At 64.5% G+C, this 19,645-nt stretch carries 21 protein-coding genes and 1 tRNA gene; 4 read left to right on the plus strand and 18 right to left on the minus strand.

Annotated elements, in window-relative coordinates; translation table 11 throughout:
* Positions 1-57 precede the first annotated feature (57 nt).
* From folP to glmM, 7 genes are all read right to left on the minus strand, one after another.
* Positions 58-1,050 carry a dihydropteroate synthase gene (gene folP, locus ABWP22_RS04570; protein ID WP_353198761.1) on the minus strand — a complete coding sequence of 331 codons (993 nt, stop codon included), beginning with the start codon at positions 1,048-1,050 and terminating at the stop codon, positions 58-60.
* Complete coding sequence (locus ABWP22_RS04575; protein WP_353198762.1) at positions 1,047-3,071, minus strand: M13 family metallopeptidase; 2,025 nt, start codon at positions 3,069-3,071, stop codon at positions 1,047-1,049. The genes folP and ABWP22_RS04575 overlap by 4 nt, the downstream gene beginning before the upstream one ends.
* A gap of 95 nt (positions 3,072-3,166) precedes the next feature.
* Positions 3,167-4,330 (minus strand): site-specific DNA-methyltransferase, encoded by a 1,164-nt coding sequence (locus tag ABWP22_RS04580; RefSeq protein WP_353198763.1) that lies wholly within the window; start codon positions 4,328-4,330, stop codon positions 3,167-3,169.
* Positions 4,331-4,527: 197 nt separating this feature from the next.
* On the minus strand, positions 4,528-5,079 hold the full coding sequence (gene rnhB, locus ABWP22_RS04585; RefSeq protein WP_353198764.1) for a ribonuclease HII: 552 nt from the start codon (positions 5,077-5,079) through the stop codon (positions 4,528-4,530).
* 19 nt (positions 5,080-5,098) lie between these two features.
* Positions 5,099-6,268, minus strand: coding sequence for a bifunctional hydroxymethylpyrimidine kinase/phosphomethylpyrimidine kinase (thiD, locus tag ABWP22_RS04590; protein WP_353198765.1), 1,170 nt, complete (start codon positions 6,266-6,268; stop codon positions 5,099-5,101).
* Positions 6,258-6,485, minus strand: a complete 228-nt coding sequence (locus tag ABWP22_RS04595; protein WP_353198766.1) for a DUF1272 domain-containing protein — start codon at positions 6,483-6,485, stop codon at positions 6,258-6,260. The genes thiD and ABWP22_RS04595 overlap by 11 nt, the downstream gene beginning before the upstream one ends.
* Complete coding sequence (gene glmM / locus ABWP22_RS04600; protein WP_353198767.1) at positions 6,485-7,834, minus strand: phosphoglucosamine mutase; 1,350 nt, start codon at positions 7,832-7,834, stop codon at positions 6,485-6,487. Before glmM ends, ABWP22_RS04595 begins: the two co-directional genes overlap by 1 nt.
* A gap of 167 nt (positions 7,835-8,001) precedes the next feature.
* Between glmM and ABWP22_RS04605 the strand changes: the two genes are divergently transcribed.
* Both ABWP22_RS04605 and ABWP22_RS04610 read left to right on the plus strand, forming a co-directional pair.
* Positions 8,002-8,601, plus strand: a complete 600-nt coding sequence (locus ABWP22_RS04605) for a bifunctional transcriptional activator/DNA repair enzyme AdaA (protein WP_353198768.1) — start codon at positions 8,002-8,004, stop codon at positions 8,599-8,601.
* 49 nt (positions 8,602-8,650) lie between these two features.
* A tRNA-Ser gene (locus ABWP22_RS04610) sits at positions 8,651-8,740 on the plus strand.
* A 15-nt stretch (positions 8,741-8,755) separates the two neighbouring features.
* Here ABWP22_RS04610 and ABWP22_RS04615 read toward each other — a convergent pair.
* Positions 8,756-9,232, minus strand: coding sequence for a YybH family protein (locus ABWP22_RS04615; protein WP_353198769.1), 477 nt, complete (start codon positions 9,230-9,232; stop codon positions 8,756-8,758).
* A gap of 11 nt (positions 9,233-9,243) precedes the next feature.
* On the minus strand, positions 9,244-10,221 hold the full coding sequence (locus tag ABWP22_RS04620) for a quinone oxidoreductase family protein (RefSeq protein WP_353198880.1): 978 nt from the start codon (positions 10,219-10,221) through the stop codon (positions 9,244-9,246).
* A 127-nt stretch (positions 10,222-10,348) separates the two neighbouring features.
* Here ABWP22_RS04620 and ABWP22_RS04625 point away from each other — a divergent pair, with 127 nt between their 5' ends.
* Both ABWP22_RS04625 and ABWP22_RS04630 read left to right on the plus strand, forming a co-directional pair.
* Positions 10,349-10,726, plus strand: coding sequence for a hypothetical protein (locus ABWP22_RS04625; protein WP_353198770.1), 378 nt, complete (start codon positions 10,349-10,351; stop codon positions 10,724-10,726).
* The gene (locus tag ABWP22_RS04630) at positions 10,723-11,013 is read left to right on the plus strand and encodes a DUF1330 domain-containing protein (protein WP_353198771.1); all 291 of its coding nucleotides are present in this window, start codon (positions 10,723-10,725) and stop codon (positions 11,011-11,013) included. The genes ABWP22_RS04625 and ABWP22_RS04630 overlap by 4 nt, the downstream gene beginning before the upstream one ends.
* A 7-nt stretch (positions 11,014-11,020) precedes the next feature.
* On the opposite strand, the gene ABWP22_RS04635 is transcribed toward ABWP22_RS04630, so the two are convergent.
* Genes ABWP22_RS04635 through ABWP22_RS04675 form a run of 9 tightly spaced genes read right to left on the minus strand, consistent with a single transcriptional unit; the run spans position 11,021 to position 19,635 of the window.
* Positions 11,021-11,878 carry a VOC family protein gene (locus ABWP22_RS04635; RefSeq protein ID WP_353198772.1) on the minus strand — a complete coding sequence of 286 codons (858 nt, stop codon included), beginning with the start codon at positions 11,876-11,878 and terminating at the stop codon, positions 11,021-11,023.
* Between the two features lie 32 nt (positions 11,879-11,910).
* Positions 11,911-12,669 (minus strand): enoyl-CoA hydratase/isomerase family protein, encoded by a 759-nt coding sequence (locus ABWP22_RS04640; RefSeq protein ID WP_353198773.1) that lies wholly within the window; start codon positions 12,667-12,669, stop codon positions 11,911-11,913.
* Positions 12,666-13,532: a polysaccharide deacetylase family protein gene (locus ABWP22_RS04645; RefSeq protein ID WP_353198774.1), complete on the minus strand. Its 867-nt coding sequence runs from the start codon at positions 13,530-13,532 to the stop codon at positions 12,666-12,668. The genes ABWP22_RS04640 and ABWP22_RS04645 overlap by 4 nt, the downstream gene beginning before the upstream one ends.
* Complete coding sequence (locus ABWP22_RS04650; protein ID WP_353198775.1) at positions 13,532-14,329, minus strand: SDR family NAD(P)-dependent oxidoreductase; 798 nt, start codon at positions 14,327-14,329, stop codon at positions 13,532-13,534. The genes ABWP22_RS04645 and ABWP22_RS04650 overlap by 1 nt, the downstream gene beginning before the upstream one ends.
* Positions 14,329-14,634, minus strand: a complete 306-nt coding sequence (locus ABWP22_RS04655) for a RedY/HapK family protein (protein WP_353198776.1) — start codon at positions 14,632-14,634, stop codon at positions 14,329-14,331. The genes ABWP22_RS04650 and ABWP22_RS04655 overlap by 1 nt, the downstream gene beginning before the upstream one ends.
* A 3-nt stretch (positions 14,635-14,637) precedes the next feature.
* Entirely contained in the window at positions 14,638-15,777 is a 1,140-nt protein-coding gene (locus ABWP22_RS04660) for an amidase (RefSeq protein WP_353198777.1), read from the minus strand.
* Entirely contained in the window at positions 15,774-17,129 is a 1,356-nt protein-coding gene (locus tag ABWP22_RS04665; protein ID WP_353198778.1) for a phenylacetate--CoA ligase family protein, read from the minus strand. Before ABWP22_RS04665 ends, ABWP22_RS04660 begins: the two co-directional genes overlap by 4 nt.
* The gene (locus ABWP22_RS04670) at positions 17,126-18,406 is read right to left on the minus strand and encodes an MmgE/PrpD family protein (protein ID WP_353198779.1); all 1,281 of its coding nucleotides are present in this window, start codon (positions 18,404-18,406) and stop codon (positions 17,126-17,128) included. Before ABWP22_RS04670 ends, ABWP22_RS04665 begins: the two co-directional genes overlap by 4 nt.
* Positions 18,403-19,635 (minus strand): MmgE/PrpD family protein, encoded by a 1,233-nt coding sequence (locus ABWP22_RS04675; RefSeq protein ID WP_353198780.1) that lies wholly within the window; start codon positions 19,633-19,635, stop codon positions 18,403-18,405. Before ABWP22_RS04675 ends, ABWP22_RS04670 begins: the two co-directional genes overlap by 4 nt.
* Positions 19,636-19,645 lie beyond the last annotated feature (10 nt).

Below are 19,645 nucleotides of genomic sequence, written 5' to 3' on the forward strand. Positions count from 1 at the left end.
GCAGCTTGCGCGCGGCTGTGAAGGGGCAAATGGCTTGTGGCCACGCTGACCAAGCTGTCAGGTCAACGCCGGATGGCAGGCCCGCCACAGGCGGATCGCCTGAACCGTCTCTGCCACATCATGCACGCGCAGCATCTGCACGCCGGCCTGCGCCCCGGCCAGCGCGATGGCCAGGCTGCCCGGCAGGCGCTGCGCCACCGGGACATCGCCCGCCACATTGGAAATCAATGATTTGCGGCTGGCGCCCAACAGAATCGGCACGCCCAGCCCGTGGAACAGCGCAAGCCCGCGCAGCAACGCCAGATTGTGGGTGAGTCCCTTGCCAAAGCCGATGCCGGGATCAGCGATGATGTTGTCGCGGCTGATGCCCGCGGCGACCGCTGCGGCAATCCGTCTCTCCAGCCAATCAAACACATCGAGCAGCGCATCATCATAATGGGGCGCGGCCTGCATGGTGGCCGGCGTGCCCTGATGGTGCATCAGCACCACAGGCGCGGCGCGCGCCGCAACCAATGCTGCCGCCGCCGGGTCATGGGTCAGCGCGCTGACATCGTTGACGAGGCATGCCCCGGCATCGATCGCGGTGGCCATCACGGCTGCATTGCGCGTATCGATGGAGACCGGCAGACCGGCCAGCCCGGCCCACAGTGGGGCGAGCCGCGCCAGCTCGTCCGCAACCGGCAACGCCGCCGCACCGGGGCGGGTGGATTCGGCGCCAAGATCGATCAGGCCGGCCCCGGCTGCGTGCATGGCCTGCGCGGCAGCGATGGCGATGGCTGGGGCGGCGTTCCGGCCGCCATCGGAGAAGCTGTCCGGCGTGATGTTGAGCACACCCATGATCAGCGGCAACGACGCAACCTGGCCCAGCCGCGCCGGCAGCGGTCGCGGCCGGGTCAGATGGTCGCGCCAGTCGTCGGGGAGGTCAGCCGCAGCGATGAACCCTTCATGCCCTGCCCGTGTCAGCACCTCGGCGCGGGCAAAGGCGAAGGGGCCGCCGGCCAGCGGCAGCCCCTCCCCCTCACTCAGGATCGGCCTGTAATATCGCCTCACCAGACGTTCAGGCGGTCAGCCGGCGCCAGATAATATTTCTCGCCCGGCTTCACCCCGAAGCTGTTGTACCAGATGTCGAGATTGCGCACGACATAGGCACGATAATGGCCTGGCGAGTGCGGATCGACGGTGAGCAACTGGTTGAGAATGGCATCGCGATATTTCTGACGCCACACCTGCGAAAAGCCGAGCAGGAAGCGCTGATCGCCGGTCCAGCCGCCGATCATTGGCGCCGGCTTGCCGCCCAGGCTGCGCTTCCACGCATCATAGGCAATGTTGACGCCGGCCAGATCGGCCATGTTTTCACCCAGCGTCAATTCGCCGTTGATCTTGCGGCCCGGCAGCGGTTCATAGGCGCCATATTGCGCCACCACCTTGTCGGTCAGCGCCTTGAAACGGGTTTCATCTTCCTTCGTCCACCAATCCGACAATTTGCCGTCCTTGTCGAACTTGCGGCCCTGATCGTCGAAATGGTGGGTGATCTCGTGGCCGATCACCGCGCCGATGCCGCCATAATTCACCGCATCATCGGCATTGGGATCGAAGAACGGTGCCTGCAGGATGGCGGCCGGGAAGACGATCTCGTTCCACAGCGGGTTGGCATAGGCGTTCACCGTCATCGGGGTCATGCCCCACTCGCTCTTGTCGATCGGCTTGCCGATCTTGGCCAGTTCGCGTTCGTAATCAAAGCGCGCCGCACGCCGGATGTTGCCCAGCGCATCGCCACGGATGATCTGCAGGGCCGAATAATCGCGCCACTTGTCGGGATAACCGATCTTCGGGGTGAAGCTGGCCAGCTTGTCGCGCGCTGCCGCCTTGGTCTTCGGATCCATCCAGGCCAGATTGGCGAGGCGCACGTCCAGCGCCGCGATGATGTTCTTCACCATCGTGTCGGCCTTGGCCTTGGCGACCGGCGGGAAATATTGCTGCACATAAAGCGCACCGACAGCTTCACCGAGCACGGCCGAGCTGTAATCCACCGCCCGCTTCCAGCGCGGTTGCAATTCGGGCGTGCCCGACAGGGCCTTGGTCATGGCGAAATTGGCATCGACGAAGGCCTTGGGCAGGAAATTGGCCGCACCGCGCAACGCGTGAAAGCGCAGATAATCCTGCCAAACGGCGAGCGGCTCTGATGCGAACAGCGCGGCCGCGCCCTTCACGGCGGATGGATTCGCCACGATCAACTGGTTCTGGCCGCCCAGGCCGGCCGCGGTGACGAACTGCGTCCAATCAAAGCCCGGATAGGCGGCGGCGATTTCGGCGCGGGCCACCGGATTGTAGATCTTGTCGACCTGGCGCTGTTCGACCTGCGTCCAGTGCAACTTCGCGATCTTGACCTCCAGATCATAGATGGCGGCGGCGCGTGCCGGCACATTGTCATATCCGGCCAGTGTGAGCAGCTCGGCGATGAATGATCTGTATTTCTCCCGCGCGGCAACGAAGCGCGGGTTGCTGTCGTCGAGATAATAGTCGCGATCCGGCAGGCCCAGCCCGCCCTGGCCGACATAGGCCGAGATGATCGTCGGATCCTTCAGATCCTGGATCACGCTGATGCCGATCGGGCTGGTGACGCCTTCGCGGCTGGCATCACCGATCAGCCGGGCGAGTTCCGCCTTGTCCTTCACGGCGGCGATGGCATCCAGTTCGGCTTTCATCGGCGCCAGGCCCTTGGCCTCGATGCCGGCCTCGTCCATGAAGCTGGCATAGAAATCGCCAACCTTCTGGGCATTGCTGCCCGGCGCGGCGGTCGTCTTGGCGGCACCTTCGATGATGGAGCGGGTGCGTTCCTGGCTGAGGTCGCGCAATTTGCTGAACATGCCATAGTTCGAACGGTCGGCCGGAATCGTCAGGGTCTTCAGATAGCTGCCGCTGGTGTAGGCGACGAAATCGTCACCGGGCTTGATGCTCTTGTCCATGCCGGCTTCATCGAAGCCGAAGCTGCCCAGTTCCGGCTTGTCGGCCGCCATCACCGGCGATGCCACCAGCGCGATCAGGCTGGAGGCGATCAGAAAGTTGCGCATGCGTTCATCCCATCATCTGCGGCCCGTGCGGGCGGTGATGGCAGGTGTATTACGCAGTCGATACGCGCCGGGCAAGAGGCCGGAACGGGTCCGCGTCAGCCCGCCACCGCCGTCGTGGCGCGATAGCTTTGCCGCGCGGCGTCGATCGGCACCAATTGGCCATCGTCGGCTTCGGTGTGCCAGAAGGTCCAGCCGTTGCAGCTGGGCAGGCCCTGCGCCGCGGCGCCCATCTGGTGGATGGAACCGGTGCGGCCGGCCATGTCGAGGCTGCCATCGGCGCGGACCTGCGCACCAAAGCGCCGGCCGGGGCCCCACAGCCGCGTGCCCGGGCGGACCATGCCGCTTTCGACCAGGCTGCCAAAGGCGATGCGCGGTTCGGCGCGGCGGCCGGCGCTGATGCGGGTCTCGCCGCCGTCGAGCGCCAGCAGATTGTCGATGCGTTGCTGGGCCAGGCGGGCATAGTTGGCATCACGATCGATGCCGATCCATTGCCGGCCGAGCAGTTTGGCGACCGCCCCGGTGGTGCCGGTGCCGAAAAACGGGTCGAGCACGATATCGCCGGGCCGCGTGCAGGCCACGATGATGCGATACAGCAGGGCTTCGGGTTTCTGGGTGGGGTGCGCTTTGGTGCCGGCGTCCTTCAACCGTTCATTGCCGTTGCAGATCGGGATCAGCCAGTCCGACCGCATCTGCAGATCATCGTTCATCGCCTTCATGGCGTGATAGTTGAAGCAATAGCGGCTGTTTTCGGATTTCGACGCCCAGATCAGGGTTTCATGGGCATTGGTGAAGCGGGTGCCCTTGAAATTCGGCATCGGATTGGCCTTGCGCCAGACGATGTCGTTCAAGATCCAATAGCCTTCGTCCTGAAGCGCGGCGCCGACGCGGAAGATATTGTGGTAGGAACCGATCGTCCAGATTGCGCCATCGGGCTTGAGCAGGCGGCGCGCCGCCTTCAGCCAGGCGCGGGTGAAATCATCGTAAGTCTGGAAACTGGCGAACTTGTCCCAATCATCGTCACAGGCGTCCACCTGGCTGCCATCCGGCCGGTGCAGATCGCCGCCCAGTTGCAGATTATAGGGCGGATCGGCGAAGATCAGATCGACACTGCCGGCCGGCAACGCGTTCATTGCTGCGATGCAATCGCCGATGATGATGCGGTTGGTGTCGATCTTCGGCGCGGTCTTGCGGCCCGACGCGCCGGTTTCGGCCGGCAGGCGCTCGGCATCGCGCAAATCCGTGTCTCTGAAACCCGCCATCGTCCGCTCCACCGTCGCTTGTGGACAAGGGATGAGTCAGTGCGGAGTCGCGGTCAAGAATCATTTGAAATCAGTGAGATTCCCTGATTCGCTGCATTGGTGAATCAAATCGGGAACGCCACCATATCTTGAGTCCCGACTGCACCAGTGGACTCAACCCCTAGTGGTGTGACTCAAAAGACTCACTCCGCCGATATTCACAGCAGGGCGCGAATGGGGGCAAAGCTGCGGCGGTGATGCAGGCAAGGCCCGTGGATCTTCAGCGCCGCTGCATGCACCGCAGTGCCATAACCCTGGTTGCTGGCCCAGCCATAATGCGGGTGCTGGCCATGCAGATCGGTCATGATGGCATCGCGCGTCACCTTGGCGATGATCGAGGCGGCCGCGATGGCCGGTACGCTGGCATCGCCGCCGATGATCGCCCGCGCCGGCCAACGCCATTTCGGCAGGCGATTGCCATCGACAAGAATTTCGAAAGGGTCAGTGCCCAACGCTTCGACCGCACGGGTCATGGCGAGATAGGTCGCCTGCAGGATGTTGAGCGCGTCGATCTCCGCCACGCTGGCTTGCCCGACGCCGATGATAGCATCGCTGGCGTGCAGGGCGGCGAACAATTGTTCGCGGCGTTTGGCGGAGAGTTTCTTGCTGTCGTTGAGACCGGGCGGAATGCTTCCGCGCAGGACTACGGCGGCTGCGACCACCGGCCCCGCCCATGGACCGCGCCCGGCCTCGTCAACGCCGGCGATCATCCATCACCATGCGCGCCAATCACACAAGCCACGGTGGAAAGCGGCGGTTCTCGCCCGCCGCATAAAGGCAGACTTGGTTGCCGGCCGGATCGCGCAAGCGCGCCTCCCGCCACAGCCAGGGTTCATCACGCGGCATCTGATCGAACAGCGCCCCGGCCGCCTGCAGTTCGGCCACCCAGGCATCCAGACGCAGCGATTCCAGATAGATCACGCCGCCACCCGGGGCCCCATGGCCGACGTGGATCGACAAGGTCGTGCCATTGCCAGCCTCGAACCGCGCATAGCCATCCGCCGGGCTGTCCACGATCAGCCGCAGGCCGAGCTGGCGGTAGAATGCCACCGACGCGGCATGATCCGTCGCTGGCAGCGTCACCTGATTCAGCACCGGTGCCGGGGCCGTGATGTCGTTGACCACCGCGCCATGCCCCAACGGACCATGGCCGGCGCCAAGGCCGGGCGCCGACAACAGGCCAAGCCGTACAAAGGCCCGCGCCCGCGCCGCCGCGTCCGCCAAGGCCAGCCCCTGCCCCAGGCCGCAGGCCAACGCGCTGGCCAGGGTGCAGCCGGTGCCATGGCTGTGGCGCGTTTCGATGCGGGCGTCGCTGAAGGCCTGGTGGCCCTGGCGCGTCACCAGCCAGTCGGTTACCACCTCACCATCCAGATGCCCGCCCTTGGCCAGCACGGCCCGTGGGCCGGCATTCAGCAGTTCCTGCGCCGCCAACAGCATGTCGGCGCTGTCCTCGATCTCGGTTTCGGTCAGCGCGATCAGTTCCGGGATATTGGGCGTGATCACCCGCGCCAGCGGCAGCAGGCGCTGCATCAAGGCCCATACCGCCTCCTCATCGATCAGCGCCGCGCCGCCCTTGGCCACCATCACCGGATCGAGCACGATCGGCACGGTAACGCCCGCCAAGGCGTCCGCCACCGCATTGATGGTGGCTTCGTTGCCGAGCATGCCGATCTTGATGGCATCCACACCGATGTCGTCGATGCAGGCGCGGATCTGCGCCGCGACGATTTCGGGCGGCACCGGGTGGATGGCGCTCACGCCCAGCGTGTTCTGCACGGTGATCGCCGTGACCGCGGTCATGGCATAACCGCCCAGCGCGGTGATCGTCTTGATATCGGCCTGGATGCCGGCACCGCCGCCACTGTCCGACCCGGCGATGGCGAGGATCCTAGCGACCATGCTTGCGCTCCGTGGAGGCCGGATATCTGGCCAGCGCAGCGCCCACCCGCAAAGGCCGCGCTTGCAGATCGCCGCCACAATTGGGGCAGATCCCTGCCAGCGACCCGGCCGCGCAGGCGGTGCAGAACGTGCACTCGAACGAACAGATATGCGCCCCGCTTGCATCTGCCGGCAAGTCAGCGCCGCAGCGTTCGCAATCGGGCCGCAGTTCCAGCATCACACCACAGCCATCACGGCGGCACAGATGTCGTCCACCACGGCCGTCACCAGCGCCTTGTCCTCGCCTTCGGCCATCACGCGGATCAGCGGTTCGGTGCCGCTCTTGCGAATGAGCAGCCGGCCACTGCCCGCCAGCCGCGCTTCGCCGGCTGCAATTGCCGCCTTCACCGTGTCCGTCTCCAGCGGCGCCCCGCCCTTGAAGCGGACATTCTTCAGCAGTTGCGGCAGCGGATCGAACAGATGCAGCAATTCGCTCGCACTGCGGCCGGTTGCCACCAGCGCGGCCAGCACCTGCAGCGCCGCCACCAGGCCATCGCCGGTGGTGGCATGATCGGCCATGATGATATGGCCGGATTGTTCGCCGCCCAGATTGCAGCCATGTTCACGCATCAATTCCAGCACATGGCGATCACCCACCGCGGCGCGCAGCATGCCGATCCCCTGCCCGGCCAGAAACCGCTCCAGCCCCAGATTCGACATCACCGTCGCCACCAGGGCACCGCCGCGCAGCGTGCCGGCCGCGGCTGCGCGCGACGCGATCAAGGCCATCAACTGATCGCCATCGACGATCTGGCCCTTTTCATCGACCACGATCAGCCGATCGGCATCACCATCCAGCGCGATGCCGATGTGGGCGCCGGTTTCCAGCACCTTCATCTGCAAGGCCTTTGGATAGGTGGAGCCGACATCGGCATTCACATTGAAGCCATCCGGCGCCACACCGATGGCGATCACCTCCGCCCCCAATTCCCACAGCGCCGCCGGCGCGACGCGATAGGCCGCGCCATGCGCGCAATCGATGACGATCTTCAGGCCATCCAGTCGCAGCCGTTCCGGGAAGGTCGCCTTGGCGAAGTGGATATAACGGCCCTGCGCATCGTCAATGCGCCGCGCCCGTCCGATGGCACGCGGCTCGGCAAGCGGGATCTCCTCTTCCAGCAGCGCCTCGATCGCCGCCTCGTCTTCGTCGGACAATTTATAGCCATCGGGGCCGAACAACTTGATGCCATTGTCGTCATAAGGATTGTGGCTGGCCGAGATCATGACGCCGATATCGGCGCGCATCGACCGCGTGAGCATCGCCACCGCCGGTGTGGGCATCGGCCCGAGCAATGTCACATCCATGCCGACGCTGGTAAAGCCGGCGGTGAGCGCCGATTCCATCATGTAGCCGGACAGGCGCGTATCCTTGCCGATCACCACCCGGTGCAGATGCTGCCCACGCAGGAAATGCCGGCCGGCGGCCTGGCCAACCTTCATGGCAATGGCGGCGGTCATCGGCGGCGTGTTGGTGCGCCCGCGGATGCCATCGGTGCCGAAATAGCGGCGCTGCTGCTTTGCTGTCATGGGCAACCTATTAGCGCGCCACCGCGCATTTGCCAAAGCCCGAACCGCACTGTCGCGGCTGGCGGAAAACGGCCATGGCGTTTGCCCGCCCACTGGCCTGGCGCGTACCGCGGGCATATGATTTGCCCGTCATGCACGCGCCCGTATCCCCGCTGGTTCAGCCCCAAATGCTGGCCTTGCCGTTCGACACCATGGACCAGGCCCGGCTGGCGCGTGACCCGGCCTATGACGGCATCTTCTTCATCGCGGTGCGCACCACCGGCATCTATTGCCGGCCCGTGTGCCGGGTGCGCCAACCGCTCACTCGCAACATCACCTTCTTTCCCAGCGCCGCCGCGTGTGAGAAGGCGGGATATCGCCCCTGCCTGAAATGCCGGCCGGAATCAGCACCGTTCTGCCCGGCCTGGAACGGCACGCGCACCACCGTGGAGCGCGCCTGCAAACTGATCGATGGCGGCGCGCTGGATGGTGATGGCACCGTGACCATGCTGGCGCTGCGCTGCGGCGTCGGCGCCCGCCATCTCACCCGGCTGTTCCACCAGCATCTCGGCGCCTCGCCCGTCGAAGTGGCGCAAACCCGCCGCGTGCAGCGCGCCATGCAGATGATCGCACACAGCGACCTGTCGATGACCGAGATCGCACTGGCTTCGGGTTTCGGCTCGCTCCGGCGCTTCAACGAAGTCATCGCCGCCCGCTACGCCCGCACCCCCACCGCCCTGCGCCGCGTGCGCCCGCATGATGTGACCACCAAAGCGGTCGACACCTGACCGGCCCACCCCTTGACCTGCCCCGCCCCCACGCATTAGGCCCGCGACTGGACAGATGGCCGAGTGGTTTAAGGCAACGGTCTTGAAAACCGTCGTAGGTGAAAGCTTACCGTGGGTTCGAATCCCACTCTGTCCGCCATGAAGCGGCGGATGATCATTCGGCCGGTATGTCTGGCGCCATATTGTCCATGTCACGCCATAGCTTCCAGCCTCCATCGCGCCCAGAACCCTGCCATTTGTAGATCAGCATCGATCGCCCTGCCACGCGAACCGGGGCAGCATCGCCGGGCAACTGAGACGTCATCCAGTATCGAGCAACAACAACCCCGAATCGCCGGCTTGCCATCACGTCTTCCGGTTCAAACCGGAACTGCACCACCGCGCCGCGACCACTGAATCGCCTCAGGTAGGCGATGATGGCATCAGCGCCCTTCGCAACCGGCGCCTTGTTGGTCATCAGCCAGGCATCGTCGGCATAAAGCGCCCTCAGCGCGGTCCAGTCACCGGCGCTGTAAGCCGCATTCCAGCGATCTCCTTCTTGCTTCAGCGCGTCCTCGGCCCGTCCGGCCATGGCCGGCGCGGCGAGAAGCAGTGCCAGAACGGGCATGAGGGCAAGCTGCGCAAGGCGCATGGTGGTATCCTTCACGGAATGAGCAGGCTGGAACCGGTGGTCGCCCGGCCTTCGAGTGCGGTGTGCGCTGCGGCGGCCGCTTGCATTGGCCAGCGCTGGCCAATGCTGATCTGCACCTGGCCCGATGCGATCATCTCCCAAACACGCAGCGCGCCAGCGGCGCGCTCGCCGGCCTCGTGATAATAGTCGAACAAGGCGGGGCGTGTATTCACCAGGCTCCCCTTCTGCGCCAGAACAGCCAGATCGACAGGGCCCACCGCGGCATCTGCATTGCCATAGTTCACAATCAGACCGCGCCGCCCGGTCGCATCCAGGGATGTCGCCCAGGTTGAACGCCCCACACCATCATAAGTGACGCGCACGCCCGCACCGCCCGTAAGAGCCCGTATCGCTGGCATCACGTCTGCTTCGGTATAGTTCAGGACGTGATCGCAGCCTGCCGCGCGCGCGGCTTCCGCCTTGGATGCGCTTGACACCGTACCAATCACCATGGCGCCAACGGCCTTGAGCCATTGCACCAGGATCAGCCCGACACCGCCAGCGGCGGCATGCACCAGCACCGGCCACCCGGGCTGCACTTGTCCGCAGCGTTCCACCAGGAACTCGGCTGTGGCCGCCTTCAAGAAACCGGCGGCGGCGATATCGTCATCAATCCCGTCCGGCAGTGCAAAAAGCTGGGCAGCGGCGATCGTGCGCGCAGTGGCATAGGCGCCGCGATCCGGCCCGAAGCTCACCACACGGTCACCTTCGCGAAATTCGCGTACGCCAGGCCCAACCGCCACCACGCGGCCTGCCGCCTCGAGCCCCAATCCGCCGGGCAACGGCATCGGGTAGACGCCGCGCCGGTAATAAGTATCGATGAAGTTGATGCCGATGCTGCTGTGCGCCACCGTAACCTCGCCAGGGCCTGGCGGCATCAGGGTCTGTTCAACCCATTCGATCACGTCGGGGCCACCGACCCGGCGAACGATCGCGGCTAGCGCCTTCATTGCAAACGGCCTTCCTGGTTCAAGCGCATGTCGCCAGCCTGCAACCAGTGCAGGCGTGGAGATCATGGTCGGCACTATTGCCGATTTGTCCGGACAAATCCATAGTGTGGGTGAACGGGAGAACAGGATGAGCTCAGTCATTCCCGCCCTGGTGCCGGCGACTGCAGGCCTTGGACCATGGGCCGCCGACGACAGGCCGCAGGTCGTCATCCAACGCGTGTTGCCGGTGGCCCGCGGCGCCACGAAGGTCGGTTTCGACGCGGCCAGACACCGCATCCGTGACCGGGGCTGTACCAAGCCGCGGGGCCGGCACGACCGCTCCGATGAGGATTTCGTCAAGGACCAGAGATTGTCATGGCGACCGGCGCGCCAGATCACGCATTTTCCCAGCGGCGCCCGCCAGAACAGGGTGCGCCGGTCATGCTTTACCTTGGCAGGTGATATCCAGGACGCACGGTTCGCGCCGCCCGCCAACTTCACCAGTGTGCAGGAGCCGCAGCCATGACCGCCTGGCTTGTAATCACCGCCCGGATCCATGATCGCGAGGCCTTCATCAATGGCTATGGCCCCGCAGCGGCCAAGCTGATGGACCAGTTTGGCGGCCGTTATGTCATCCGCGCTCCCGGTGCCGCAGTGCTTGAGGGTGACGGGGTGGACGGCGCCTCGGTGGTTGTGTCGGAATGGCCCTCGCGCACCAGTGCGATGGCTTTCTGGACCTCGCCCGAATATGCCGAGGTGAAGAAACTGCGCGAAGGCCTGGCCGATGTGCAGGTGATCTTGGTGGGCGAATGATGTTGCGTCAGCCTGTCTCGACCAGTTCCAGCAGTTCGCCTGCCGGGCCGATGCACGTGCCGGCCAGCCGGCCGTCATACAATGGCCCGAAACGGCGCACGGGCGGGCTGATCCAGTCCACGGTGCAACTGTCCAGATCGCGCACTGCCAGGGTTACCAGCGCATTGCCGGGCGGCAACATGCCGATGTGGCGCGGGCGACGACGGGCCTGGATCGGATAATCATCCACTTCCACAATTGGCATGCGCCCGGCCTGCACCATTGTGAGCGCGCTGATGTGACTGTTGGGCAGGCCAAAGGCGCTGTTGATCATCTCGTAGGGCAGTTCGAATGTCTCCCCCAGATCAAGGCCCAAGGCACGGGCATACCAGGCACATGTGGCAGCGCGATCAGGTGCAGCGAGGATCACGATGAAGATGTGGTCGCTGATCGATTGCGCCATGGGCAGATCGATGGCAGCCATGTTGCCGAACACCTGGTTGAGGTAGATCATCTCCTGTCCCGGCCCGAGCGCTTGCATCGGCACGAAGGCATCCATGCCGGGCAATTGCTTGGGTTCGCCAACGATCGTGAAAGCGCTGCCGGCAAGCCGGTCGGGCCAACCGAAAACGTCTTTCACTGTAAGCTCGAAGGCACCCCAACCAAAGCTGGTGGTGGGTCTGAAGCCGGCGACTGGCGGCTGTTCGACCAACCGGAACCAGCAGGGTGCACCGCTTTTCGGGCGCAGCACGGCGTGGCGCGCGTTGGCGCTGGCCGGACAGTCCCAACTGGTGGCCAAATCGGTCGGCAACGGGCCTTCATGCACCAGTTCAAGCTGCAGTGTGCCCTGGTAGGCGGCAATGGCGGCGGCCAGATCAGGTACCACTGACAAGCCGCCCATTATGGTTCCGTGTGGAATCATGCCCTGAACTCCGGTTTGCGCTTGCTTACAAACGCGCTGGTGCCCTCGGCAAAATCCGGGCCGGCAAAGGCGGCAGCGAAGATTGCCAGCGTCTCCTCATCATCCGCGACCTGCCCGTCCAGGACACGGCGCACGAAGCCCTTGATCGCCTTCGTCGAAGAGCGTGAGGCGGCTGCAATTGCCGCCTCGATGCAGGATGGGCCGTCAGCCAGCAACTCCACCAAGCCGATCCGCTGCGCCTCATTTGCATCCAGAAGTTCTCCCGAAAACAGCATCCGCCTGGCCTGGCCAGGGCCCACCAGATCGACCAGCAACTTCACGTCGTGCAGCGGATAGACGAGGCCAAGCTTTGCCGGCGTGATGCCGAACCGCGCCGCCTTCGTGGCGATGCGCAGATCGCAGGCCATCGCCAACCCGCAACCACCGCCAACCGCATCGCCTTCGACAAAAGCGATTGTGGGGAGCGGAAACCGCGCGACTTCAGACTGCGCCCGGTTGATCGCGGCCTGATTGGCGGCACGCCAATCGGCATCCTGCATGTTCGCCAGAAGCTCAGCGATGTCCGCTCCGGCACAAAAGGCGCTGCTGGGTCGGGCTGCTTGCACCACCAGCAGGCGCAGATCGGAATGACTGGCGGCCTCGGCAAGCAGGCGGGGCAGTTGCGTCCACATCGCATGGGTGAACGCGTTGCGCTTCTCGGCCCTGTCGATGAACAGCCGGGCAATCCGGTCCTCATATTCAAGGCGCAGGCTCACGCTGGTTGCACTCCCCTGAAATGCTGCGCGATTTCGTGGCGAGTAGCCAACCAGACGCCATCATGCGCGCGCACATGGCGGAAAAACGCCTCCAGCGCCCAGATGCGCCCCGGCCGACCGATGATGCGCAAGTGCAAACCGAGGCTCATCATCTTGGGATTGCCTTCCACACCCTCCCGATAGACTTGGTCGAAATTGCGTTTGGCATAGGCCAGCCACTGCTCCGGACCCATCGCCGGGTCTGTCCACATCTTCATGTCGTTGTTGTCGAGCTGGTAAGGCACGATCACGATCGGCCGTTCCGGCACCGTTGCCTTGTCCCAGAAAGGCACGTCGCTCGAATAATCGTCCATGTGATAGTCAAAGCCGGCTTCAATCAGCAGGCGCCGGGTGTTGTCGGTGTGGAAATAGCGCGACAGCCAGCCATAAGGCCGCACACCGCAGGTCTGTCGGATCGATTCGACGGCCTTGGCGATGAACGCGCGCTCGGCCTCCTCGTTCAGCTTGAACTGGTGGATCCACCGCCAGCCGTGGCTGACCGGTTCATGACCGAGCTCGATGATGGCCTCGGCCAACTGCGGGTGGTTTTCCAGGCTCAGCGCCGCCACTGTCCAGCTCGCCTTGATGCCAAAGGCCTTCAACAGTTTGACGACGCGCGGCGCACCAGCCTTGATTCCATAGAGATAGTTGGATTCATTGCCATAATTGCGGATCGGAGCCTTGATGAAGATGCCGAGTTCGTCCACCGGCTCCATGCCCTTGTCGCCGCGAGCAATCGTCTGTTCCGAGCCCTCCTCGACATTGATCACCACCGAAAGCGCCATCTTTGCTGCGCCCGGCCAATCGATGCGTTCTTCGCGCATTAGTGCATCTCCTCCCCGCCCGACACGTTCAGCGCCTCGCCGGTGATGTAGAAGGCATCGTCGCTGGCCAGGAACGCACAGGCCCCCGCCGTATCGCCGGGCAGGCCAGGGCGACCCATCGGGTTCTTGGCGGCCATGTTGGCAAGATAGGCCTCCACCGTCGGGAAGCCGAGCAGTTTCGAGAAATACGCGTTCTGCACGGCACCGAGGCCGGTGGTGACATGATTGGGGCAGACGGCGTTTACGGTGATGCCGTAAGCGCCCAATTCCACTGCCGCAGCCCGGGTCAGACCCACCATGCCATGCTTGGAACTGACATAGGCCGGCAGGTGCGGAAATCCGGTCTTGGCGGCCTGGCTTGCGATGTTGATGATGCGACCACCCTTGCCGGCCGCAATCATCGCCTTGGCCGCGGCCTGCGTGCAGTAAAAGGCACCCGAAAGATTGACCGCAATTACCTTGGCCCAATCGCTCGGATCAACCTCGAGCATGGGCTTCATCATGAAGCCGATGCCGGCATTGTTCACGAAGATATCGACACTGCCCATCGCGGCCAGGGACCTGTCCAGCAGCGCTTGGCATTGACCGGCGTCCGACACGTCGCAGGCAATCGTGGCCACCTTCCCGCCCCGCTTGGCAAGATCGGCGGCCACGCGTTCAGCTTCCGCGTCGATCCGCACATCGGAAACGACACAGTTGGCACCCTCATCGGCAAAGCGCCGCAGGATGCCCTGTCCCAGGCCGTGTTCTTTGCCCGAGCCGGTTACGATGATCGTCTTGCCCGCAAAGCGACCCATCACAGGTCGTCCGTCAGGATGAAGGTCGGATTGTCGGTGAACTGACCAAATCCGGCGGCGACCTTCTGGAACTCGGGGTTCGAAACGTCGGCAACAAATTCATCCATGCCTCTGATATCTATAACTTCGATATAGTCATAGGGTGGTGCTGCATCGGATCCGAACAGGCCAGTGGCGCGGTGTACCGTAAAGGCCTTCACGCTGCCCAGCGCGTTGACACCCGGAATATCGGTGCCACGCGCCCAGGCTTCATAGCCTTCGCGCGATGCGCCGGGTTTCAGATTGAACAGACAGATAATGCGCATGGGTCATTCTCCCTTCGGCGGCCGATACTGATTCAAAGCCGCATCGATGCGGCAGGCAAGCCCGATGAGCCGGCGTTCCGATCCGGCGGGCCCGACAAGCTGGACAGAGACGGGCAGGCCATCGTCGCTCCACCCTGATGGCAGCGCGATTGCCGGCAAGCCGGCGATATTGGCCAGCCCCGTGAAATCGGCCTGGTTTGACGGTGGGCGACCACCATGGGCAAAAGCGGTCTGCGGCGCGGTCGGCAGCAGCACCACGCCGTCATCGCCAAGCGCCTCCAGCAACACCGCCTTCACTGCGGCGCACAGCGCCGCATTGGAGGGTGCGTGCTCCAGCGCATCGAGGATGAAGCGCAGTTCGGCCGACGCGTCGGCGCGATGCACACCCAAAGCACCGATCAAGTAGCGCACCGAACCCGTCAGCGCGGCGAGGCGGATGGCGGTCGGAGGTTCTGGCAGGCGGATCACGGTAACTGGCAAATCCAGCGCGGCGCGGGCAGCCTTGTAGCCGGTCAGCACGGCGGGTTCACATGCCACACCGGCCAGATCGTCGAGCAGCACCAGGCGGGAGAAATCCGCCTCTCCGCCACCATTGCCGATAACATCCCACGCCTGCTTGATCAGATCGAGATCACGCGCCAGTGGGCCGATGCAATCCAGCGCCGGATCAAGATAGAGAAGTCCGTCCTCATTGACCGCGCCATGGGTGGGCTTCAGGCCATAGACACCACAATAAGCCGCCGGCAGCCGGACACTGCCCAGCGTGTCGGTGCCCAGCGCCAGATCGACCAGCCCCGCCGCCACTGCTGCGCCACTGCCTCCTGACGAGCCTCCGGGCGTATGGCCCATGCGGTGCGGATTATGGGTGCGGCCATAGAATGCGTTGTCGGTTGTCGCGCCCAGAGCGGCTTCGTGCATGTTCAGGGAGGCCGTGATGCTTGCCCCGGCGCTGCGCAACTGTGCAACCACATGGGCGTCACGCGGCGCGATCTTGCCGCGAAGATGCGCCATCCCGCCCGTGTGCGGCATGCCAGCCACTGCGATATTGGATTTGACACCAATGCGCACGCCAGCGAGCGGGCCACGGCCACCACCGGGATCGGCGGCAACGTCTACAATCGCGTTCCAGCGGTCGTGGCTCACAAGCCCCTCTTGTCGATCAACCGGATCGGCTTCTGGCGCATGTCGATCTGTGTCGCCTCCGATGTGCCGCCGGGCGGACAGAGCGTGACATCAACCTCCACCCCAAGCCCGCGCCGCAGCAACTCGGAAAGCGCTGCAACATCGCTGCCACCACGGCTTTCGATCGCCACCAACATCGAATCGCGTCCGGCGGCATTTCGGCTAAGCGTGCAGACATATTCGCCGGTCAGGTCACTGCGGTTCTCGATCAACGCAGCAATTGCGTGCGGGAATATGTTGATGCCGCGCAGTTTCACCATGTTGTCGCTGCGGCCCTTGAAGCCGGCGATGCGGCGGAAGGCAATCTCACCCTGGCCGGCAAGTTCGTGGGTGATGTCATGTGTGTTGAAGCGAATGCAGGGCGCGATATCATCCTTGAAAAGGCAAGTCACCACCATGTCACCAGTTTCGCCAAACTGGACCGGTTGTCCGTTCTCGACGTCGAGCAATTCCAGGTATTGCGCATCTTCCCAGACATAGAGACCGTTGCGATCGGGTCCCTCCCCCGCAATTGTCCCGGTATCACCGACACCGTACCAGTCAAAGGCCTTGGCGCCGTGCCAGGCGGCCTCGGTTGCAGCGCGATCTTCGGTACCAAGGTGGCCGATGATCATGCGCAGCTTGATGCGATCAAACAAGCCCTCGGCTTCGGCCATTTCGGCCAGCTTGCGGATATAATCAACGAAGCCAACCATCACGGTTACGCCGAAATCGGCCATCAGATTGACCTGATTGACCGAACGCGTCTCGATACCGGTCCCTGCGGACAGAAAGAGCGCGCTGGTGAAGTGCGTGACCGCCTCGCGGATATAGTGGCCGCCGTTGATCATGCCATGGCCATAGACACTATGGACGACATCGTCGGGTTCCAGACCCATCCAGCGATACATGCGGCCGACGAGCAGGTTGGTTACCTCGCGGCCCTTGGGGCCGAACATCAGCGGCTGCGGCCGGCCGGTGGTGCCGCTCGTGGTGTGGAAAATCACCGGATCGCTGCCACGCCCATCGAAATCACCATATGGCGGTGTTGCGTTGACCGATTCCATCAAATCGCTCTTGTCATAGACAGGCAGCTTGGTGATGTCGTCCAGGGAACGGATATCGCCCGGCTCAATGCCGCGGGCGCCCCAAAGCCGCCGATAGAACGGGATCTGCCATCCGCGGACCATCAGCCGTGTGAATTGCGCGTCCTGAAGACCGCGCAGCTCATCGTGGCTGATGCTGCGATACCTGCGGGTAAAGTCCTGGCCTACCGGATAATCGGTCAACAATTGCTTGATATCCAAGCACTCGAAATAGCTGCGCTGGCTCATGTCGGATCCGTGAAATAGGCAAGAGGATCAGTGAAGATGCGCGGGTCGCAGGCAGAGCTTGCAAGCTCGCGGGCGAGGGCAAGCTTGGCTGCCATTTGCGCCGGGTTGAGTGGCGCGTCCGGGCTGCCCAGCGTTGCCGGGATGGCAATGGGTTGCGTGCTGCCATCTGCAAAGGTCAGGCGGATCGCCTGCGGGAACAGCGCATTGGGGTCGGGATTGCCATCTTCCACCAGCGTTACCCTGCCGGCAAAGGCCAGCAGCGCCGGATCGGCAAACTGTTCGGGTGTGAAACAGCGTGGGTCGATGCGGCCATCGCGCAGCATGACCCCGGCCAGGAACGGCATGCACAGCCGCGCCCAGGCCGGGGTCATGTCGGGCTGCATTGCACGGCCAACCAGGCGACGGATCAGCGGCGGGCAGGCCAGTTCTATCGCCGCCACGTCCTGGCCGACAAAGCCGGCCAGGACGCCGAGCGCGGCATGGCTGGCGCGCCCGGAAGGGTAGGGTTTCACCGACAGTTCGGCGATGCGCCAGCGCGCACCCAGCGCGGTGACCAGCGCCCCGCTGTCGCCATCATCAATCAGTTGGAAATAGCCGAATGGCCCGTCCAGCACATTGGCCGGGGCCGGAAAGCCGGCGCGGGCAAGATCGCTGGCCAGCACCGCCGCTCGTGCGGCATTCGCGATCTGGAACGGAAGCGCCAGCGACCCTTCGACATGCGCCTGCATGGTGCCAGCGACGCTGGAGTAAGCAAGGCCCAACGCGGGGAGCAAGGGCGCGCCGTCGATGCGGGCGACCGCAAGCGCCGCACCAATCAGGCCAGCCGTGGCCGGACGAAAGAAGCGAAGCGGCGAGGTTGCGGCATCCCCCAATCCTGCCGCGACCTCGACGCCGACTGCCAGCGCGACCAGTGCCTCATCAGCCGCAATGCCTCCACGTCGGTCAATCGCCACGCCAAGCGCTGCGGTGACCACGCTCATCGCGTGGACCACGGCAGGTTCATGCACCGCGTCCCATTCCAGGCAATGGATGCGATAGCCGTTGACGAAGGCCGCAGCGCTGGCTGGCAAGCGCTCTGCATCACCGAGCAGACGAGCTTCTGTTGCTTGCCCTTGTCCCCGCGCCACCCTCAATATGGCCTCTGCGCCTGGCGCGTCATGCCCCGCCGCACCCACCGCCAGAGTGTCGGCAAGAAAATGCCGCGCGATGGCAGACACGTCCGCCGGCAGGCGGTGCGGCGCGCCGACGAAATCAATCAGTGTGGCAACCGCGCTCATGCCGTCCAATCCGAAAGCAGCGCAATGATATCGCCGACATCGGCGCCATGCAGAACCAGCGCCACCGCCCGCTCCGCCTCCGTTGCTGGCAGCCCGCCCCAGTCCACCAGCATTGCCAACTTGGCTATCAGTCCACCGCGGTCCAGCGGACGTTCCGGGTCACCGCGCGTGTCGATCAATTCCAGTCCATTCAACCGCGCGCCGAAATGCCGTGGGTAGCGCAACGAGAAGTCGGCACCCTCACGCACGGTCACCTCGGCGCGCAGCGCGGCCAGCGACGCAATGGCCTGCGGTGTGAAATCCGCCGGCGTGGCCTCACGGCCATCGGCAATCACAGCCACCGCATGCTGCAGGCTGAACTTGGCATCGACTTCCGTCACCGGGTTGGGCCGGTCGCAAAAGCGCAACGCATCCGCATAGGTCTCGATCGCGAACGGCGGATTGAGTGCCCCCCTCGCCCGCAATTCCAGCGCGCAATCGATCACCGGATGGGCATGGCGGCAAGCCGCCCACGGCTTGAAGCTGACATCGCATATCCGCCAATCGGCGGGTTCCAGCAGAGGCCCCGGCGTTTGCGTCATCGCTGCAAACAGCCCCTGCGGCCCTTCCAACACAGCGGCCGGCCCGGTAAAGCCCGCGCGCGCTGCCCGCGCACACCACAAGCCTTCCAACGCCGAGCGGGTCACGTGCAGTTGCTTGGTCATCACGTCATCATGGCGCATGTGCCACAGACCGCCCGCCATCGAGGCGGCATGACCCAGCGCGCTGACGGTCTGGCGTTCATCCAACCCGAAGATGCTGGCCGCCGCCGCCGCCGCGCCGGGCCCTCCGGCGGTGCTGGTTGGGTGCCACAGGCTGTAATGATGCGCGTCCAGCATGGTGCCGATCGCGATCATCGCCTCATAGCCGCGCACTGCGCCGGCCAGCATCATGGCCATGCCGCCACCGGTCTCGCGCGCGGCGCTCAAGGCCGCCGGCCAGATCACCGGGCCCGGGTGCAGCAGCGCGCGGCGGTGGACGTCATCCATCTCCAACACATTGCCAAGATAGGCCACTCGCTCCAGAACATCGGGGCCGGCGCGGTGCGCTGCCGCAGCCACCGCCGTTTGTCTTGCACCTGCGACACAGGCCAGCCAATCCAGCAGATGCAACCGGGCGCGCTGCCCCTCGCTTTCCGAAACCGGGCGCGCTAACGTCCGGACAAGTCGGGTGAGTAGCGGTGCGGTCATCGCCAGCGCC

The sequence above is a fragment of the Sandarakinorhabdus sp. genome, from assembly GCF_040398665.1.
Classification (GTDB): Bacteria; Pseudomonadota; Alphaproteobacteria; order Sphingomonadales; family Sphingomonadaceae; genus Sandarakinorhabdus.

Excerpts from the sequence above, each read along its gene's own strand:
- ABWP22_RS04625 (WP_353198770.1), top strand. The coding sequence starts at position 10,349 with ATGAGCTCAGTCATTCCCGCCCTGGTGCCGGCGACTGCAGGCCTTGGA.
- ABWP22_RS04615 (WP_353198769.1), bottom strand. The coding sequence starts at position 9,232 with ATGCGCCTTGCGCAGCTTGCCCTCATGCCCGTTCTGGCACTGCTTCTC.
- ABWP22_RS04605 (WP_353198768.1), top strand. The coding sequence starts at position 8,002 with ATGCTGGCCTTGCCGTTCGACACCATGGACCAGGCCCGGCTGGCGCGT.
- ABWP22_RS04580 (WP_353198763.1), bottom strand. The coding sequence starts at position 4,330 with ATGGCGGGTTTCAGAGACACGGATTTGCGCGATGCCGAGCGCCTGCCG.
- ABWP22_RS04675 (WP_353198780.1), bottom strand. The coding sequence starts at position 19,635 with ATGACCGCACCGCTACTCACCCGACTTGTCCGGACGTTAGCGCGCCCG.
- ABWP22_RS04575 (WP_353198762.1), bottom strand. The coding sequence starts at position 3,071 with ATGCGCAACTTTCTGATCGCCTCCAGCCTGATCGCGCTGGTGGCATCG.
- ABWP22_RS04670 (WP_353198779.1), bottom strand. The coding sequence starts at position 18,406 with ATGAGCGCGGTTGCCACACTGATTGATTTCGTCGGCGCGCCGCACCGC.
- ABWP22_RS04630 (WP_353198771.1), top strand. The coding sequence starts at position 10,723 with ATGACCGCCTGGCTTGTAATCACCGCCCGGATCCATGATCGCGAGGCC.
- ABWP22_RS04645 (WP_353198774.1), bottom strand. The coding sequence starts at position 13,532 with ATGCGCGAAGAACGCATCGATTGGCCGGGCGCAGCAAAGATGGCGCTT.
- glmM (WP_353198767.1), bottom strand. The coding sequence starts at position 7,834 with ATGACAGCAAAGCAGCAGCGCCGCTATTTCGGCACCGATGGCATCCGC.
- rnhB (WP_353198764.1), bottom strand. The coding sequence starts at position 5,079 with ATGATCGCCGGCGTTGACGAGGCCGGGCGCGGTCCATGGGCGGGGCCG.
- ABWP22_RS04595 (WP_353198766.1), bottom strand. The coding sequence starts at position 6,485 with ATGCTGGAACTGCGGCCCGATTGCGAACGCTGCGGCGCTGACTTGCCG.
- ABWP22_RS04650 (WP_353198775.1), bottom strand. The coding sequence starts at position 14,329 with ATGGGTCGCTTTGCGGGCAAGACGATCATCGTAACCGGCTCGGGCAAA.
- ABWP22_RS04655 (WP_353198776.1), bottom strand. The coding sequence starts at position 14,634 with ATGCGCATTATCTGTCTGTTCAATCTGAAACCCGGCGCATCGCGCGAA.
- ABWP22_RS04620 (WP_353198880.1), bottom strand. The coding sequence starts at position 10,221 with ATGAAGGCGCTAGCCGCGATCGTTCGCCGGGTCGGTGGCCCCGACGTG.
- ABWP22_RS04665 (WP_353198778.1), bottom strand. The coding sequence starts at position 17,129 with ATGAGCCAGCGCAGCTATTTCGAGTGCTTGGATATCAAGCAATTGTTG.
- thiD (WP_353198765.1), bottom strand. The coding sequence starts at position 6,268 with ATGGTCGCTAGGATCCTCGCCATCGCCGGGTCGGACAGTGGCGGCGGT.